Annotated in this window: 11 protein-coding genes and 1 pseudogene; 5 read left to right on the top strand and 7 right to left on the bottom strand. The window is 68.2% G+C overall.

The window, feature by feature from the left end:
- Positions 1 to 26: 26 nt before the first annotated feature.
- Both FOZ70_RS20075 and FOZ70_RS20070 read right to left on the bottom strand, forming a co-directional pair.
- Positions 27 to 884, bottom strand: coding sequence for an SDR family oxidoreductase (locus tag FOZ70_RS20075; protein ID WP_219706574.1), 858 nt, complete (start codon positions 882 to 884; stop codon positions 27 to 29).
- 3 nt (positions 885 to 887) lie between these two features.
- On the bottom strand, positions 888 to 1,304 hold the full coding sequence (locus tag FOZ70_RS20070) for a nuclear transport factor 2 family protein (RefSeq protein WP_059552194.1): 417 nt from the start codon (positions 1,302 to 1,304) through the stop codon (positions 888 to 890).
- Positions 1,305 to 1,764: 460 nt separating this feature from the next.
- On the opposite strand from FOZ70_RS20070, the gene FOZ70_RS20065 reads away from it, so the two are divergent.
- Positions 1,765 to 1,974, top strand: coding sequence for a hypothetical protein (locus FOZ70_RS20065; RefSeq protein ID WP_027791660.1), 210 nt, complete (start codon positions 1,765 to 1,767; stop codon positions 1,972 to 1,974).
- Positions 1,975 to 2,274: 300 nt separating this feature from the next.
- The gene (locus FOZ70_RS20060) at positions 2,275 to 3,771 is read left to right on the top strand and encodes an FAD-dependent oxidoreductase (RefSeq protein ID WP_059622920.1); all 1,497 of its coding nucleotides are present in this window, start codon (positions 2,275 to 2,277) and stop codon (positions 3,769 to 3,771) included.
- A 145-nt stretch (positions 3,772 to 3,916) separates the two neighbouring features.
- Here FOZ70_RS20060 and FOZ70_RS20055 read toward each other — a convergent pair whose 3' ends face one another.
- Entirely contained in the window at positions 3,917 to 5,575 is a 1,659-nt protein-coding gene (locus tag FOZ70_RS20055; RefSeq protein ID WP_059588828.1) for an acid phosphatase, read from the bottom strand.
- A gap of 472 nt (positions 5,576 to 6,047) precedes the next feature.
- On the opposite strand from FOZ70_RS20055, the gene ftsH reads away from it, so the two are divergent.
- Both ftsH and FOZ70_RS20045 read left to right on the top strand, forming a co-directional pair.
- A complete protein-coding gene (gene ftsH, locus FOZ70_RS20050) occupies positions 6,048 to 8,030 on the top strand; it encodes an ATP-dependent zinc metalloprotease FtsH (RefSeq protein WP_059588827.1) in 1,983 nt (660 codons plus the stop codon).
- Between the two features lie 83 nt (positions 8,031 to 8,113).
- Positions 8,114 to 8,581, top strand: a complete 468-nt coding sequence (locus FOZ70_RS20045) for an OsmC family protein (protein WP_048024606.1) — start codon at positions 8,114 to 8,116, stop codon at positions 8,579 to 8,581.
- Between the two features lie 7 nt (positions 8,582 to 8,588).
- Here the strand turns inward: FOZ70_RS20045 and otsA are convergent, their stop codons facing one another.
- The 3 genes from otsA to FOZ70_RS20030 form a co-directional block, all read right to left on the bottom strand.
- Positions 8,589 to 9,995 carry an alpha,alpha-trehalose-phosphate synthase (UDP-forming) gene (gene otsA / locus FOZ70_RS20040; RefSeq protein WP_021162139.1) on the bottom strand — a complete coding sequence of 469 codons (1,407 nt, stop codon included), beginning with the start codon at positions 9,993 to 9,995 and terminating at the stop codon, positions 8,589 to 8,591.
- Positions 9,996 to 10,593: 598 nt separating this feature from the next.
- Entirely contained in the window at positions 10,594 to 12,213 is a 1,620-nt protein-coding gene (locus FOZ70_RS20035) for a methyl-accepting chemotaxis protein (protein ID WP_021162137.1), read from the bottom strand.
- 468 nt (positions 12,214 to 12,681) lie between these two features.
- Positions 12,682 to 14,760 (bottom strand): TonB-dependent receptor, encoded by a 2,079-nt coding sequence (locus FOZ70_RS20030; RefSeq protein ID WP_225723323.1) that lies wholly within the window; start codon positions 14,758 to 14,760, stop codon positions 12,682 to 12,684.
- 421 nt (positions 14,761 to 15,181) lie between these two features.
- On the opposite strand from FOZ70_RS20030, the pseudogene adhP reads away from it, so the two are divergent.
- Positions 15,182 to 16,210: pseudogene (gene adhP / locus FOZ70_RS20025) on the top strand (alcohol dehydrogenase AdhP).
- 64 nt (positions 16,211 to 16,274) lie between these two features.
- Here the strand turns inward: adhP and FOZ70_RS20020 are convergent.
- On the bottom strand, positions 16,275 to 17,687 hold the full coding sequence (locus FOZ70_RS20020; RefSeq protein ID WP_258025682.1) for a sialidase family protein: 1,413 nt from the start codon (positions 17,685 to 17,687) through the stop codon (positions 16,275 to 16,277).
- Positions 17,688 to 17,706 lie beyond the last annotated feature (19 nt).

Genomic DNA, 17,706 nt, shown 5'->3' with positions numbered 1-17,706 from the left:
CCTTGACGTTGAAAGTAGGCGGGCGCTCATGCGTCGCCCGGTGCGCGGCCGGCCTTGATCGCGTCGAGCGCGGCCGTGCCGTAGATCTGCGCGATCGTGTCGTCGACGCGCGGGTTGGTGCGCAGTTCGTGGCCGCCGTCGACCGCGAAACTCTGGCCGGTCACCCAGCCCGACTCGGGGCCCGCGAGATAGCGCACCGCATGCGCGATCGCTTCCGGTTCGCCGAGCGTGTCGAGCGGGATCTGCTCGAGAAAGCTGTCGACGAGCGCGCGGTTGTCGAACATCGGCGCCGTTGCTTCGGAGCGCGTGAGGCCCGGGCGCACCGCGTTCACGCGGATCTTCGCGCCGGCCAGTTCCTCGGCCGCGCCGCGCACGAGCGCTTCGAGCGCAGCTTTCGCGGTGCAGTACGCGGACAGCCAGCGGAAATTGATCCGCGCGGCCGTCGACGAGATGCAGACGATCGCGCCGCCGCCGCTATCGGCGAGCCGCGGCGCGGCGTGACGGATCGCGGCGAACGCGCTGTGCAGGTTCAGGTCGATTTCGGCGCGGAAGGTGTCGGCGTCGTGCAGCAGCAGCGGCCGGAAACCCGCACCGCCAACCGTCGGCACGACGATGTCGAGGCGACGGTCGAGCGCCCACGCGCAGTCGAGCGCGGCCTGCAGGTCGCCTTCGTCGCAGGCGTCGCCCGCGTGGATCGCGACGCGGCTGCCGGGCACCGCGTCGGTCAGTTGCCGTTGCGTGCGTTCGAGCGCGTCGCGGCGGCGGCCCATCAGCACGACGGCCGCGCCGTCGGCGACGAGCGCGTGCGCGCAGGCCGCGCCGATGCCGCCGGCGCCGCCCGTGACGAGTGCGGTGCGGCCGTCGAGGGGAGCAGCGGTGCGCATCGTTCAGCCCTCCAGCGGCAGGTCTTGCGACCAGTCGACGTGCAGCGTGCGCGCGGCGAAACGCCACGTGCCGCCGTCGAACACGCAGCGGTCGCGATAGCGCAGCCCCCAGTCGAGCTTGCGCTTCACGCCGTCGCGCACGTAGACGTGGCAGGCGACGCCATAGGTCTCGACGTCGGCCGCGCCGCCGTCGAGCGTCACGAGCTGGTTGTGCACGTGATGCTGGGTCGCTTCGTAGCGCTCGATCACGCGCATGCCCGTCACGATCGCGTCGCGGTCGTCGAAGCGGAAGCCGGGGCCGGCGAGCTGTGCATCGGGCGTGAAGAGGGCGGTGAGTCGCGGCCAGTCGCGCCGGTCGACGGCTTGCGCGTAGCGGCACGCCAGTTCGTACAGCGCGTGGCGGGGATTCGAATCGGTCATGCAGGGCTCCCGTGGAAGAACGGAAAGAGTCGGCCGCGCCGCGAGTGCGGACGCGGCGGCATTGCGACGTCGAGGCGAAGGTTCGCATCGGACTGGTGGCGGCTCATCATCCATACGGAGCAGGGCGAGGGTCGGGGAAAACACCGGGGCCGGGCGCCGCGTGCCGCACGATCGCGCCAGGTTGGTGCGGCGCAGCGACCGGCGTGCGACAGGCGTCTGACGATTGGCGCGGCCGGCCGCGACTGGCGCGCAACGCGCCGCGTCTCCTCCGCGTGTGCGAAGCGGTTGCGCGCGATGCTGCGATGCGACACGCCGTGCGCCCGCCGCTCAGCGTTTGCCCCTAGTCGAAATGGACGATGGCCGGCGGCCGGGCGCTGGCTACCGTGCAGTCATCCGGTGCCGCATGCGATGCACGCCGGACACGAACCGCACCAGCGGACAACCGGAGGGGACGACGATCATGAGACTGACGACTCGCAAGCTATGCGTACTGGCGATGGGCACGTTCGCTGCCATGGCGATGGCGCGATACGGCGCCGATCAGGTTCCGTCGCCGCCGTATGCGGCCGGCATCCTGCAATGCCGCTCGGTCGACGCGAACGGGCTGCCGGCCGGCTGCGTGCCGATCGATCCGTCGCACTTCGGTTTCGCCGCGCTGCGCGGCATGTGACGTCCGCGCGGCCGCGCACAGCGCAGGCCGGCAGCCGTGGCGGCGCGATGGCGTGATGGCGTACCAACGCTCTTCGCCACGGCCACGTCGCAATCATCGCGCGGGCCGATCCCGTTTGATGCGGGTCGCGGCTTCAACCGGGCACGGGACGCGTGCGTCGTGCACGCGCACCGTCGCACGCCCGATCCGGCATTCAGGCATTGCGGCGGCAACGTCGGCAACGGGCCGCCTGTCGGCCCTCACCGCGTCCGCGGCTTTCCATCGCTTCCCTCAGGTTTCCTACACGCTGACCCATTCCTCATGTCATCCGACTATTCCCTGACTCACCCCCTGAACATTCGCGACGTGCATCGCTGGGATGCCGAACACGATGTCGTGATCGTCGGCTTCGGCGCGGCCGGCGCCTGTGCGGCGATCGAAGCCGCGCGCGCCGGCGCCGACACGCTGATCGTCGAGCGCGCGTCGAGCTACGGCGGCACGAGCGCGCTGTCGGGCGGCGAGATCTACCTCGGCGGCAGCGGCGGCACGCCCGCCCAGCGGCAGGCCGGCTTTACCGACGACACCGAGGATCTGTACCGCTACCTGATGCTGGCCGGCGGGCGCGACGCCGACGAGGCGAAGGTGCGGCTCTACGCGAACGAAAGCCTGGCGCACCACGACTGGCTCGTCGCGCAGGGCCTCACGTACAAAAACACGTTCATTGCCGAGCGGATCGTCGAACCGGAGACCGACGATTGCCTGATCTGGTCGGGCAGCGAGGAAGCCTGGCCGTTCAGCGAGGCCGCGAAGCCGTGCCCGCGCGGGCACACGCCGCAATGGCCGGGCTGGGGCGGCGGGCAGATGCTGATGCGCGTGCTGGCCGAACGCGTGGCGGCGCTCGGCGTCGCGACGCGTTACGACACGCGCGCGCTCGCATTGATCGTCGACGACGACGGCGCGGTGTGCGGCGTCGTGCTGCGCGCGTATGGCGAGACGGCATGCGTGCGTGCGCGTCGCGCGGTGATCCTGTGCGCGGGCGGTTTCGCGATGAATCGCGACATGGTGCGCCGGCATGCGCCGCAGTTCCTGCGCTCGGATGAACCGATCGGCAGCCCCGGCGACGACGGCTCGGGCATCCTGCTCGGCCAGAGCGCGGGCGGCGCGGCGATCCATATGGACCAGGGTTTCGTCAGCCTGCCGTTTTACGCGCCCGAATCGCTGATCCGGGGAATCTTCGTGAACGCGCGCGGCCAGCGCTTCATCAACGAGGACGGTTATCACGGCCGCACGGGCCATCACGCGTTCCACCAGGCCGGCGACCGCATCTACCTGCTCGTCGACCAGGCGACGTACCGCGAGCCGCCCGCGATTGCGCGGATCGGCATCGCGGCGGCCGGCGAAACGTGGGAGGAAGTCGAACGCGACCTGCAGATGCCGGCCGGCACGCTGACGGCGACTGTCGACGTCTACAACCGCCATGCTGCCGAAGGCGCCGATCCGCTGTTCCACAAGGCCGGGAAATGGCTGCAGCCGCTGATCGAGCCGCCGTTCGTCGCGCTCGATTGCCGGATCGACTACGCGTTCTATCCGCACTTCACGCTCGGCGGGCTCGACACGCTGCCGACCGGGCAGGTGGTCGACGCGGCACGCGCGCCGGTGGCGGGGCTCTATGCGGCCGGCCGCACGACCTGCGGGCTGCCGCGCTGGGGCGCCGGGTACAGCTCGGGGTTGTCGCTGGCCGACGCGACGTTCTTCGGCCGGCAGGCCGGCCGTCACGCCGCGCAGGCCGGGTGCGACGCGCTGCGCAACGCCGCGTAGCGTTGGCAGGGTGGAAATGAACGACGCCCCGGGCAATCGTCTTGCCCGGGGCGTCGTCGTTTCGGGCACCCAAGTGCCCAGGTGCTTGAGCGGTTCAGCGGCTCAGCCGCTAAGCCGCTAAGCCGCCAATCAGGCCAACCCGCCGTCAGCCGAGGTCGAGCGCGTTCGTGAGGTCGCCCGGCGGCGTCGCGCCGCGCGCGGCGAAGGCCTTGTTGCGCGCGACCACGCCGTCGAGCGGCGCGAGCCCGTGCACGCGGCTGATGAAGCGCAGGATCGAGTTCGTGTCGTACAGCGTGTGATCGACGAAACCCTTCTTCGCGAACGGCGAGATCACGAGCGCCGGAATCCGTGAACCGGGGCCCCAGCGGTCGCCCACCGGCGGCGCGACGTGATCCCACCAGCCGCCGTTCTCGTCGTGCGTCATCACGATCACGGTGTTGTCCCATTGCGGTCCGCGCCGGATATGGTCGATCACCGTCGCGATGTGACGGTCGCCGGATTCGATGTCCGCATAACCCGCATGCATGTTCAGGTTGCCCTGCGGCTTGTAGAACGTGACGGCCGGCAGTCGGCCCGCGTCGATGTCGGCGATGAAGTGGTTGGTCGACGGCTCGTCGCCGAGCCCGGCGTCGCGCAGGTGCTTGCTGCGCGCCTCGGTGCCGGGCGCGTAGTTCGCGAAATAGTTGAACGGCTGGTGGTGGTACTGGAAATCGGGCACGGTGCCCGTGTCGCGATGCTCGAGCGCGTACTGCCACGCGCCGCTGTACCACGCCCAGTCGATGTTCTTTTCCGACAGGCGGTCGCCGATCGTCGCATAACCCTGCGGCGGCATCACGCGATGGTCGGCCGGGTCCGCGTACGCGGCATTGCCCGGGTCCGGCGGCGGCACGTAGCTCGGCTGATACGGCGGCGCCATCGTGTTCACGCCATAACCGTCCGGCGTCAGCGGGCCGTCGCCCGCGAACTTCGGCGGGCCGTCGAGCGCGGACGCGGGCGAATCGTCGGCGAGCTTCAGGCGCGTACCGGCCGGATCGTCGCCTTCGACCTTCGACAGCAGTTTCGCCGCATGCGGATGCTTGTGCGCGTCCGGATACAGCGGCGGCTGCGCGGAGATCAGGAACATGTGGTTCATCCACGAACCGCCGAAGGCCGCCATGAAGAAGTTGTCGCACAGCGTGTATTGCCGCGCGAGGTTCCACAGCCGCAGCGTGTCGGCCGAATTGCGGTAATGGCCCATCACGAGGCCGCCCGAATCGGCCCACGCGGCGAACTGGTCGTTGCGGCCGCCCGCGATCTGCATCTGGTTCTGGTAGAAGCGGTGCCACAGGTCGCGCGTGATCACGCCGTTCGGCAGCGGCTTGCCCTGCGCGTCCGTGATCCGGAACGGCGCGTTCGGCAGCTTGTCGATGTCGCGCTCGGCGATCGCGTAGCGCTTGCCGTCCACTTCCTGCGCCTGCGGCACGAGCCCGCCCCAGATCTTCGGCAGCACGGGCAACGGCGTCTTGCCGTCGCGATCGAGCTGCTGCGCGTGCTCGGGCCGCACCTCGCTCAGCGGATGGCTTACGCCCGGGAAATCGCCGTACAGGTTCGCGAAGCTGCGGTTTTCCGCGTAGATCACGACGATGTGCCGCACACGCTGGCGCAACGCTTCGTCGACGCGCAGGTCGGCGGCGGAACGCGGCGCGCCGGTGGTTTCGCAGCCGCTGAGCGCGACACCCGCACCGAGCGCGGCAAGGCCGCCGAGCACGCGGCGGCGGTCGGGATCGGCGGGAAGGTCGTCGGGGCGATCGGGGGTGTCGTTCACGTCGTGGGTTCCTCGAATGGGCGGGTGGACGGGGCGTGATGCACGGCGGTGCCGCACAGGCTGCCGTGCCGAACGATGGAAGGCAACGGCCCGTATGGCGTATCGGCGCGTGCGATGCATCTGTCACAAAAATGTCACGAACGCGACTATAACGCGGCAACGGGGGCGGATGAAAGGTGTTTGTCGGACGATTCCCGTCGCGCCGCGAGCGATGCGCGACGCACTCGCGCGAACTAGACTTGAATCAGGGGCGGCGCGTCGCGGCGTGCCGCCCGGGCGAGGATTGCCCGGCGATGCCGGCCGACGGCGTTGTCGCGGCATCGTTGATGCGCAGGAGCGAGGCGAGATGGCACGCATGACTACCGCTGCCGCATGGCCGCCGATGCCGCGCGCGGGCTGCGCGCGCAGCCACGCACGTCCGCCGTGCCGCGGCAGCGCAGCGTAGCGTAGCGCGCACGTCCGGCCGGATGCCATGGACAGGAAATTCGACTACCCGGGATTGCTGATCGCGGCGGGCTTCTTCGTGCTGTTCGCCGCGCAGTTGCTGATGCTGCGTCCGTCGTCGGCGTCGATCGCGTACAGCGATTTCCACCGGCTCGTCGCCGCACGGCTCGTCGACGATCTCGAAGTCGGCCCCGCGTCGATCTCGGGCACGCTGAAGATGCCGCAGGCCGGCGCGATGCTGCCGGCGTCCGACGCCTCGGCCGTGCAGCAGGCCGGCGCGCCGTGGCGGTTCACGACCAACCGCGTGAGCGACGAACACCTGACCGACACGCTGACCGCGGCCGGCATCCGCTATCACGGCACGCCCGACACGAGCTGGATGGCATCGCTTGCCTCGTGGCTGCTGCCACTCGTGCTGTTCGTGTTCATCTGGAACATGATGCTGCGCAAGCGCGGCGGGCTGCAGGATTTCACCGGGATGGGCAAGAGCCGCGCGCGCGTGTACGTGCAGCAGGAAACCGGCATCACGTTCGACGATATCGCGGGCATCGACGAAGCCAAGGCCGAACTGCAGCAGCTCGTCGCGTTCCTGCGCAACCCCGACCGCTACCAGCGGCTCGGCGGCAAGATTCCGAAGGGCGTGCTCGTCGTCGGCGCGCCGGGCACCGGCAAGACGCTGCTCGCGCGCGCGGTGGCCGGCGAGGCGGCCGTGCCGTTCTTCTCGATCAGCGGCTCGGCGTTCGTCGAGATGTTCGTCGGCGTCGGCGCGGCGCGCGTGCGCGACCTGTTCGAGCAGGCGCAGCAGAAGGCGCCGTGCATCGTGTTCGTCGACGAGCTCGACGCGCTCGGCAAGGTGCGCGGCGTCGGCCCGATGTCGGGCAACGACGAACGCGAGCAGACGCTCAACCAGTTGCTCGTCGAGATGGACGGATTCCAGGCCGGCTCCGGCGTGATCATCATGGCCGCGACGAACCGGCCGGAGATCCTCGATCCCGCGCTGCTGCGGCCGGGCCGCTTCGATCGCCACATCGCGATCGACCGGCCCGACGTGAACGGCCGCCGGCAGATTCTCGGCGTGCATGTGAAGCGCGTGAAGCTCGCGGCCGACGTCGATCTCGGCGAGCTGGCATCGCGCACGCCGGGCTTCGTCGGCGCCGATCTCGCGAACGTCGTCAACGAGGCCGCGCTGCATGCGGCCGAACTCGGCAAGCCGGCGATCGGGATGGCCGACTTCGACGAGGCGATCGATCGCGCGCTGACGGGCCTCGAACGCAAGAGCCGCGTGATGAACGCGCAGGAGAAGCTGACCATCGCGTATCACGAGGCCGGCCATGCGCTTGTCGCGGAAAGCCGCGCGCATTGCGACCCGGTGAAGAAGGTGTCGATCATTCCGCGCGGCGTGGCGGCGCTCGGTTATACGCAGCAGGTGCCGACCGAGGATCGCTACGTGTTGCGCCGGAGCGAACTGCTCGACCGGATCGATGCGTTGCTCGGCGGGCGCGTTGCCGAGGAGCTCGTGTTCGGCGACGTGTCGACGGGCGCGCAGAACGATCTCGAACGCGCGACCGCGATGGCGCGGCACATGGTCATGCAGTACGGGATGAGCGAAAAGATCGGCCTTGCGACGTTCGACGACGGCGATGTACGCCAGGGCATGCCCGGCGCGTGGCATGCGGGCGACGGGCGCTGCAGCGAGCACACCGCGCGGATGATCGACGACGAGGTGCGCACGCTGCTCGCCGATGCGCATGCGCGGGTCGCGATGACGCTCGGCGAGCGTCGCGATGCGCTCGAACGCATCGCGCGACGGCTGCTGCAATCCGAGGTGCTCGAGCGCGAAGCGCTGCAGGCGCTGATCGACGGGCGCGTCGAACCGTCGTCCGCGACGCCGGCTGCACCGGCTCCGGACGATGAAGCCGGCGCACGCGGTGGCGCGATCGAAACGGAGCACGCGTCCGCGGTCGAGCGCGATTTCGTCGCATACGGGCCGCCACGCGAACCCGAGCGCTGAAGGTGCCGCGAACCTGCGGGCGGCGCGCATCGATGCGACTGCGTGCCGGCATTCCTTTCCCGGTTGATCCGCGCGGAGTCGCCATGAGCGAGGCGCACATATCGGTCGATGTCGCGCAGCAGGCGCGCTTCTGTTTCGAAGTGGTGTTTGCCGGCACGACGCTGTCGCCGGTGCTCACCGACGAACCGCCGCCGCTCGGCGAAGGACGCGGGCCGAACCCGATCCGGTTGCTGGCCGCGGCGGTCGCGACCTGCCTCGCGGCGAGCCTGCTGTTCGCGCTGGAAAAGCAGCATGTCGATCCGCAGCCGATTGCCGCACACATCGATGTCGACATGGTGCGGAACGAAGCGGGCAGGGTGCGCGTGGGCGCGATGTCGGTACGGCTGTCGATCGGCAGGACATGGGCCGATCTCGCGGCGGCGACGCGCGTGCTCGATCAGTTCGATGCGTACTGCGTGCTGACGGATAGCCTGCGAGAAGGCATACCGGTGTCGGTCGACCTGTGCGATGCGAGCGGCGCGGCGCTCGAATTCGCGGCGACGGACGCGTGAGCGCGCGTCAGGATTCGGCCGCGGCCGCGACTTCGGCCGCTTCGGCGAGCGCGTCGAGAAAGCGCGTGCGCCACCAGTGCACGTCGGTCTTGCGCACGATCGCCATCAGCGCCGCATGACGCTGGCGGCGTTCCTCGAGCGGCATCGCGAGCGCACGCTGGATCGCCTGCGCGGTGCCTTGCGTGTCGTACGGGTTGACGAGCAGCGCCGACTTCAGCTGCTCGGCCGCGCCGGCAAAACGCGACAGCACGAGCACGCCCGGATCGGCCGCGTCCTGCGCGGCGAGAAATTCTTTCGCGACGAGGTTCATCCCGTCGCGCAGCGGCGTGACGAGCGCGACGCGGCTCGCGCGATAGAGGCCCGGCAGGCGCTTGCGCGCGACGGTGCGGTGAATGTAGCGCATCGGCATCCATTCGAGCTCGCCGTAGTCGCCGTTGATCGCGCCGCACAGGCTGTCCATCTCGCGCCGCAGGTCGTCGTACGCGCCGAGATCCTCGCGGCTCGGCGCGGCGATCTGGATCAGCGTCGCACGGTCGCGGTTCTCCGGATACTGTTCGAGCAACTCGCGGAACGCATGCACGCGCTGTGGCAGCCCTTTCGTGTAATCGAGCCGGTCGACCCCGACCAGCAACTGGCGGCGCGAGTATTCGTCGCGCATGCGTTCGAACATGTCGAGGCCGTCGCGGTCGCGCGCGAGCGACTCGAACTCGTCGACGTTGATGCCGATCGGGAACGCGCCGGCCGACAGCGTGCGGCCGAATGCACGCAGCCGGCCGTCGGGCAGCCGCGCGGCGCCGGCTTCCGCTTCGACGTAATGCTCGAAGTGGAGCAGATCCGACTCGGTCTGGAAGCCGACGAGATCGTAGGCGAACAGCGAGCGCATCAGCCATTCGTGTTCCGGGATCGCGGCCATGATCGGCGGCGGGGGCATCGGGATGTGCAGGAAGAAACCGATCGGATTCGTACAGCCCATCGCGCGCAGCTCGGCGGCGAGCGGAATCAGCTGGTAGTCGTGGACCCAGATGGTGTCGTCGGGACGCAGCAGCGTGCGCAGCTTGCGCGCGAACAACTGGTTCACGCGCCGGTAGCCGTCGGCGAAGCGGCGGTCGAACTGCGCGAGATCGAGCCGGTAGTGAAACACCGGCCACAGCACGTTGTTCGAATAACCGAGGTAGTAGGCGTCGTAGTCCTGCGGGTCGAGATCGATCGTCGCGAGCTGGATGCCGCCGACGTTCTGGATCTGCACGTCGTCGCCATGCGCGGGCTGGTCGTCGCTGCCGCGCAGCTTTCCGCTCCAGCCGAACCAGACGCCGCCGGATTCCTGCAGGCTGTCTTTCACGGCAACGGCGAGCCCGCCGGCTGCGGCTTTACGGGGATCTGCAATGCGATTGGATACGACGACGAGTCGGCTCACCAGCTCTCCTGACGATTATTGGGGGAAGGTTCGTGCGGCCGTGGCGCGAGAAGCTGACGCCGCCATCGGCTCGCGGTGCGCGAAGCGATGAGGCCGCAATACGATCGGACGGGAGTCAGGGCACGCGATTCGCCGTCCGAACGCGGAGTGCTTTTTTAAGCATACTCGTCATTCGTTCGTTTTAAAAGTCTGCGTCGGCGAGCGATGTGCGTGCGAACGCGGCGTTATCTCCATGTCGCCGGTGTGGCAACGCGCGATACAGGGCCGGGATCGAAACTTGCGCAACGCTGCAAACGCGGCGTGCGCGAAGGCATGCGGACGACGGGCATCGCGCGCGATCGTCCGTGACGATGCGCGTTCCCGGATAGGCGCACGATGCCGTGCCGGTCGGTAGAAACGACCGGCGACGACGCGGCTGCGCCGATGCGCGAGCTACACGCGCGCGTGCAGCGAACCGGAAAAGGAGACGTGCGACGCGCGCGTGCGAACGGATCGAGCCGGACGTTGACGATGCACGGCCCATCGCGCGGTATGCGCAAGCGTGACGCAGGCAGACCGGCGAATCAGCGTGCGCATCGCCGTCTCCTTGCGGTAGCCGCTACGCGGCAGCCGGTTGCCAGTGATGCGCGGCGGGTTCTTGCGCGTGCGTGCCCGACGACGTCACGTGCGTGCCGGACGGCATCCGGAACGCGGCAACCGTTTCGGACAGCTCGCGACCTTGCGCCTCGAGCGACTTCGATGCGGCCGCGGCCTGCTCGACGAGCGCCGCGTTCTGCTGGGTCGTCTCGTCCATCTGCGTGATCGTCAGGTTCACCTGGTCGATGCCGCGGCTCTGCTCGGCCGACGCGGCCGCGATCTCGCCCATGATGTCCGTCACGCGCGCGACGGCCTGCGTGACGTCCGACATCGTCTTGCCGGCTTCGCCGGCGAGCGCCGAGCCGTCGCGGATCGTCTGCACCGACGCGGTGATCAGTTCCTTGATCTCCTTTGCCGCCGTCGACGAACGTTGCGCGAGACTGCGCACCTCGCTCGCCACGACCGCGAAGCCGCGGCCCTGTTCGCCCGCACGCGCCGCTTCGACCGCCGCATTCAGCGCGAGGATGTTGGTCTGGAACGCGATGCCTTCGATGATGCCCGTGATGTCGGCGATCTTCGACGAGCTCTGGCCGATTTCCGTCATCGTGTCGACCACGCGGCCGACCACCGAGCTGCCGCGATGCGCGACATCCGACGCATTCGCGGCGAGCGCGCTCGCCTGTTGCGCGTTCTCGGCATTCAGCCGCACCGTCGACGTGAATTCCTCCATCGTCGCGGCGGTTTCCTGCAGCGACGCGGCCTGTTCCTCGGTGCGCTGGCTCAGGTCGAGGTTGCCCGACGCGATCTCGCTCACGGCATGCGCGATGCTGTTCGATGAATCGCGCACGCGGCCGACGATGCCGATCAACCGCTCGTTCATCGTCCGCAGCGCTTCGAGCAGGTCGCGGGTTTCGTCATTGCCGCTGACGTGGATGCGACTGCCGAGATCGCCGTTCGCGACCGTGCGCGCGACGTCCACGGCCGAGCCGATCGGCACCGTGATCTTGCGCGTCAGCCACAGGCTGCCGCAGGCCGCGAGCGCGACCGCGATCAGGCAGATGCCGGCCAGCAGGTTGCGTTCCATCGCATAACGATCCGCGAATTGCTGGGCGATCGCGAGTTCGCGTTCATGCGTATAGGTCGCGTAGGCATCGGTCGCACGCACGAGCTGCGCGAGCAGCGGGCGGCAGTTGTCGTCGATGTCGGCGGTCGCCTCTTCTTTCTTGCCGGCCTGCGCGAGCCCGACGATACGCAGCGCGACGGGCCCGTAGCTGGATTCGATGCGGGCGATGTTGTCCACCAGTTCGCGCGCGCGATCGGAGGTGTCGGTCGCGTTCGCCATCATCTCCTTGAGCTTCGCGAGATGTTCCTGCACGTCCTTGTGCGCCTGGTTCACCTCGGCCAGTTCGAACTCGAGATCGGACGGTTTGGTCACGAGCACGATGTTGCGCGCGGCGATCGCGCGCCGGTCGACCGCGGTTCGGATTTGCGCGGACTGGTTCGCCCGCGCGTTGATGCCGTTCATGTAGCGGGAAAACTCGGCGTTCGTATCGGATAGCGCCTTGAGTGCCACGCCCGACACGATCACGACGACCGCGGCGAGCAGGCCGAAGCCGCCGAGGAGTTTTGTCTTGATGCTCATTCTGGCGATATTCACGTTGTGCCCCTGCGCGTGTGGTTGGTGAATTGAATTTATTGTTCGACCAGATACGGGCTCGTGCCGGCATTAACGGGTATACGGAATGATTCTTTACCCTTCGAAAACCCTGATATTAGTTTTTTTAGCGCTGGAATCCTTTTCGGGCGGGTTTGCTCGAACCCGGGCAGAAAGAACAGAGGCGCCCGTGATTCAAAGGTTTATACGTGGAATTTGAAACCGGTTTTATCGGGCGAGGCAAAAGAGATATTTTCGCTAATAATTGTCTGATGAATTTGTTTCTATTTATGGGTGAATAAAACGAAATTCCGTCGCGCTCTAATTGGGGAGGGAACCGGTGCGCGTCGTCGGTATGTATGCGCGATGGGCGGAATTGTCCGGAAAGCGGAAATTCGTGGCGGAGTGGAGGCGCCGCAACGCGGCCCGCGGCGGGCGCCGCGGGCCATGAGAGGGTCAGAACGTGGTGCGCAACCCGGCCATCACGCTGCGGCCGCCTTCCGGCGCGAGGCCGCGCACGACCGAGGTCGAATAGCGGATTTCCTGGTTCGTCAGGTTGTCGCCGCGCAGGTACGCGAGCCAGTGCGTCGCACCGACGCGGAACTTGTAGGTCAGCATCACGCCGAGCGACGTGTAGCCGTCCGTCGAAAAGTCGTTGTCGGGCACGCGATGCTGCGACCACGCATGCGTGACCTGCGCGCGCGCACCGAACGGGCCGTAGCCGTAGTCGGCCGCGAGTGTCGCGCGCAGCGGCGCGATGCGCGGCAGCGGCTGGCCTGTATCGACGTTGCGTGCGTGCGTGTAGTCGGCCGTCAGCTCCAGGTCGACCGTATGGCCGCGCCGCGCGAAGGCGCGCCACTTGCCGTCCAGCTCGATGCCGTAGAACTCGGCGCGCACGCCACGGTAGATCGCCTCGTTGAGCGAACCGTCGGTACCGGGCGCGACCGGTTCGCCGTCGTCGTTCACCACGCGGCCCGTGTTGTACTCGGTCAGGTAGTTCGAGAAGCGGTTGTAGAACACGCCGACGCTGCCGCGATTCGGCCCGCTCGCGTAGCGCAGCGACAGGTCGGTCGACACGGCCTTTTCCTTCGATGCGTTCGGGTTGCCGATCAGGAACTGGCCGGTCGCATCGTGCGGGCCGTTCGAATACAGCTCGTAGAAGGTCGGCGCGCGTTCGGTGTATGCGACGTTGGCCGCCACCGACCACACGGGCGTCAGCGAGAACAGCGCGCCGGCCGAGACGCTGCCGGCATTGAAGTCGCGCGGCTGCGCGCCCGCGAATTTCTCGACGCCGGCCGGATCGGGATCGACCTTCACGTGCTCGAAGCGCCCGCCGAGGCTCAGCTTGAGCGCCGGGACGACCTGCCATTCCTCGAGACCGAACAATGCGACGCTGTTCGTGCGCGTGGACGGCACGAGCAATTCGTCACCGAGCGCCGAGAACGTGTTCTGGCCGAACTGCACGCCGATCGCGCCTTCGAACGGGCCGATCCTGCGATGCCGCGCCTCGATGCGTGCCTCGTAGCCGCGGTTGCGGAAGGTGGTGGCCGTCTCGCCGTTGTCGACTTCCTTGTGGCGATAGTCGGTGTACGCGAAGTCGAATTTCAGCTTCGTGAACGGGCCGCTCAGGTTGCGTATCTCGGAGGCGAGCGCGAGCCGTTCCTGGCGCATTCGCAGGCGCACGTCGTCCTCGGCGACGGAGCCGTAGTTCGACTCGTAGCCGCTGTACGACAGGCCCGCGAAACCGTCGGCCCACGTGTACGACGCGCCGACCGCGCCGCCATGCACGCGGCCGTCGCTGTTCGGCACGTTGCCGTACGGTTGCGGCGTGTCGGGGCCGTCGATCGCGCGTTGCTGGCTGCTGCGCGCGTAGCCGGGAATCCGCAGCTTGCTCGTTTCGCGGTCGAACGCGTCGACATGGAACGCGAAGCGGCCGTTGCCGCCTTCGACCTGCGCGGCGCCCGCGCGCACCGAATTGGCGCCGCCGTAGCGCGCGTCGAGCGCGCCCGTCACGCCTTCGATCGCCTCGCGCGGAATCCGGTTGTCGATCGTGTTGACGACGCCGCCCACCGCATTGCCGCCGTACAGCAGCGCGGCCGGCCCGCGCACGATTTCGACGCGCTCGATCGACAGCGGATCCTGCGGCACCGCATGGTCGTATGACAGCGACGACGCGTCGTAGGCCGCGACGCCGTTCTGCAGCAGCCGGATCCGGTCACCGTCCATCCCGCGGATGATCGGGCGGCCGACCATCGGCCCGTAGGTGGTGGTCGATACGCCGGGCAGCCCGTTCAGCGTCTCGCCGAGCGAATCGGCCTGGCGGCGCGTCAGCGCGTCGCCGGACAGTTGCGCGGTCGGCGAGATCAGGTCGGTGTCGCCGAGCGGGTTCGCGGTCACGAAGATCGGCGCGAGCGCAGTGGTTTGCGTCGGTGTCGGCGACGCGGGCGCATCGGCCTGCGCGTGCGCGACGGCGGCGAACAGCATCAGCGAGACGGGCGAGAGCGGGCGAAGCGGTAGACGAGGGAGGTCGCGCATGGTCGGTGAATCAATTGGAATGGGTTGGAGTTCGATCGGAAGGCGAGCCATGCGGGTCACGGCTGGATACGATATATTGTTGCGTCTGTGGCGCGCAGTGACCCGTCTGGATATGACTCGGCGTAACCCGGCCACCCGGATGAAACGGTTTTCAGGTGGGCGAGATCACGAAATGATATGTTATATCATTTCAAACTCCAAGCGAAACGGCGGCCTGCCACAGGGTTTCCGACAAACGGCTGAAATGGCTGCGAAAGCAGAGGCGGGCCGTCGACCCGGCGGCGCAGCGGCGGTTTGCGCCACGCGTCCCACCATGAATCCGCCACCGGCGCGCACGATTCCCGCCCCGTTGACGCGTATCAATGCGTTCCGGTTTCGAGCCCGGATACTGGCGCGGTCATCGACCAGACAGGAGCGACGCATGACTCAAACCATGAAAGCGGCCGTGGTGCACGCGTTCGGCGAACCGTTGCGCATCGAGGAAGTGCCGATTCCGACGCCGGGCCCTGGCCAGATCCTCGTCAACATCAAGGCGACGGGCGTCTGACATACCGACCTGCACGCAGCCGACGGCGACTGGCCCGTGAAGCCGACGCTGCCGTTCATTCCCGGACACGAAGGCGTGGGTGTCGTCGCGGCGGTCGGCGCAGGCGTCACGCACGTGCGCGAGGGCGACCGCGTCGGCGTGCCCTGGCTCTACACCGCATGCGGCCACTGCGAGTACTGTCACACCGGCTGGGAAACCCTCTGCCACGAGCAGCAGAACACCGGTTATTCGGTCAACGGCAGCTATGCGGAATACGTGCTGGCCGATCCCGCTTACGTCGGCCATCTGCCGGCGCAGGTCGCGTTCGACGAGATCGCGCCGATCCTGTGCGCGGGCGTGACGGTCTACAAGGGCATTCGCGTCACCGATACGCGCCCGGGCCAGTGGCTCGCGATTTCCGGTATCGGCGGGCTCGGCCACGTGGCCGTGCAATACGCGCGTGCGATGGGCCTGCACGTCGCGGCCGTCGACATCTCGCCCGACAAGCTCGCACTCGCGCGCGAGCTGGGTGCCCAGCTGACGATCGATGCGTCGATCGACGATCCTGCGAAAGTGATCCAGAAGGAAATCGGCGGCGCGCACGGCGTGCTCGTCACGGCCGTGTCGCGCAGTGCGTTCGCGCAGGCGCTCGGGATGGTGCGGCGCGGCGGCACGGTGGCGCTCAACGGTTTGCCGCCGGGCGATTTCCCGTTGCCGATCTTCTCGAGCGTGCTGAACGGCATCACGGTGCGCGGGTCGATCGTCGGCACGCGGCGCGACCTGCAGGAGTCGCTCGATTTCGCGGCGGACGGGCTGGTGCGCGCGCATATCCATCGCGACCGGCTCGGCAACATCAACGACATATTCGCGCGGCTGCGCGAAGGGAAAGTCGACGGTCGCATCGTGCTCACCGACATGCACTGACGCGCATTCGGGCCCGCTGCCGCGACGCGACGGACGTCGCGGCAGCGCTGCGCTCACGCGTGCATCACGGCGCGAAGAACACGTCGGTGCGGTTCGTCAGGTTGCCCGCGTTGGTCTGCACGAAGAACGGGTGGAACGACGACGAAGGCATCACGTCGAGCCCCTGGTAGTCGCCGATGAAGAAGCCTTCCGCGTTCGGCGCGAGCTTCAGGTCGAACGGGCCGCCGACGCGCCGCTCGTCGGCGAACGTCGTGCCGCCGTCATGCGAGATCTTGCGCCAGAAACCGGTCGGCAGCGTCGTCGTGTTGCCGGCCTGCAGGTCGCGGAAGTCGTAGTAGGTGACCATCACGGCGCCCGTGTTGTCGACGCGCACCGACGGATTGAACGCAGGGCGCCCGGTCGGCGTGTTCAACTGCTGCGGCGTGCTCCACGTCGCGCCGCCGTCCTTCGACGTCGATACGGCGATCTCGTCATACGTGCCGCCGTTGAAGCGGCTGTCCTGCCACACCACGTAGAGCTGCCCCGAGGCCGGATCGATCGCGGGTTCCGGAATGATGTCGCCGGTGCGCACGGGCTCGCCGGTGTTCGGATCGGTGACGCCGACGGTCTGGAGCCCCGCGATCACCTGCGGTTTCGTCCACGTCGCGCCGTCGTCGGTCGACTTGATGAACGCGACCTTGCCTGCCGCCTTGCTGAACGGCGGCTGGATCAGGTCGAAGAAGTCGTAGAGCGTGCCGCTCTTCGGATCGACGACGATCTGGTTGCCGATCGTCTGCTGACGCGACGGCACGTTGACGATCACCTTCGGTGCGCTCCACGTCTTGCCGCCGTCGGTCGTCTTCGAGAACAGTGTCGGCCCGCGGTAGGCGTGCGTGTGCAGGTTCGCGTACGGGTTGCCGTTCGGCAGTTCGAGGCGGTCCCACACCGCGTAGGCCGTGCCGGCCTTCACCGGGTTCGCCGTCACCGATTCCTTGTCGTTGAAGAACTGCGTCGTCGGTTCGTCGTTCGCGATCAGCACGGCCGGGCTGCTCCAGGTCTGTCCGCCATCGGTCGACACCGACGCGGCCACCGCGTTGGCATTGTTCGACTGGTTGAACGAGATCGATACCGAATACGCGGTGCCGTCCGGCCCGAACGATACCCATGGATCGGACGCGCGCTCGTACTTCAGCCCGCCCGGCGCGCATGCGCTGAACGGCTGCGGCGTGCGGGCCCAGGTCGCGCCCGCGTCGAACGTGTAGCCGGCGACGAGCCCGTGGGCGCCGCCGTTCGACCAGCGGTCCTGCTGCCACACGCCGATCATGTTCATCGGGTTCGCCGGGTTGACCGCCAGCCACGGTTCGACCTCGGCGTTCACGTAGTTCGTGCCGGGGCCGCCGATGGTGCAGGCGGCGAACGGGCTCGGGCCGGACACGGCCACGGGGTCGGCATGCGCGGCCGCGGCGGCGACCATTGCCACGGCCGCCGCGGCGGACAGGCGGGTGAGGCGGGTGAGG

Origin of the sequence: Burkholderia sp. COPS (genome assembly GCF_019425585.1) — a bacterium.
Taxonomy (GTDB): Bacteria; Pseudomonadota; Gammaproteobacteria; order Burkholderiales; family Burkholderiaceae; genus Burkholderia; species Burkholderia cepacia.
Note: the sequence above shows the minus strand (reverse complement) of the source record. Positions and strands in the feature narration are given on the sequence as shown.

Excerpts from the sequence above, each read along its gene's own strand:
- FOZ70_RS20075 (WP_219706574.1), bottom strand. The coding sequence starts at position 884 with ATGCGCACCGCTGCTCCCCTCGACGGCCGCACCGCACTCGTCACGGGC.
- FOZ70_RS20070 (WP_059552194.1), bottom strand. The coding sequence starts at position 1,304 with ATGACCGATTCGAATCCCCGCCACGCGCTGTACGAACTGGCGTGCCGC.
- FOZ70_RS20065 (WP_027791660.1), top strand. The coding sequence starts at position 1,765 with ATGAGACTGACGACTCGCAAGCTATGCGTACTGGCGATGGGCACGTTC.
- FOZ70_RS20060 (WP_059622920.1), top strand. The coding sequence starts at position 2,275 with ATGTCATCCGACTATTCCCTGACTCACCCCCTGAACATTCGCGACGTG.
- ftsH (WP_059588827.1), top strand. The coding sequence starts at position 6,048 with ATGGACAGGAAATTCGACTACCCGGGATTGCTGATCGCGGCGGGCTTC.
- FOZ70_RS20045 (WP_048024606.1), top strand. The coding sequence starts at position 8,114 with ATGAGCGAGGCGCACATATCGGTCGATGTCGCGCAGCAGGCGCGCTTC.
- FOZ70_RS20035 (WP_021162137.1), bottom strand. The coding sequence starts at position 12,213 with ATGAGCATCAAGACAAAACTCCTCGGCGGCTTCGGCCTGCTCGCCGCG.
- FOZ70_RS20030 (WP_225723323.1), bottom strand. The coding sequence starts at position 14,760 with ATGCGCGACCTCCCTCGTCTACCGCTTCGCCCGCTCTCGCCCGTCTCG.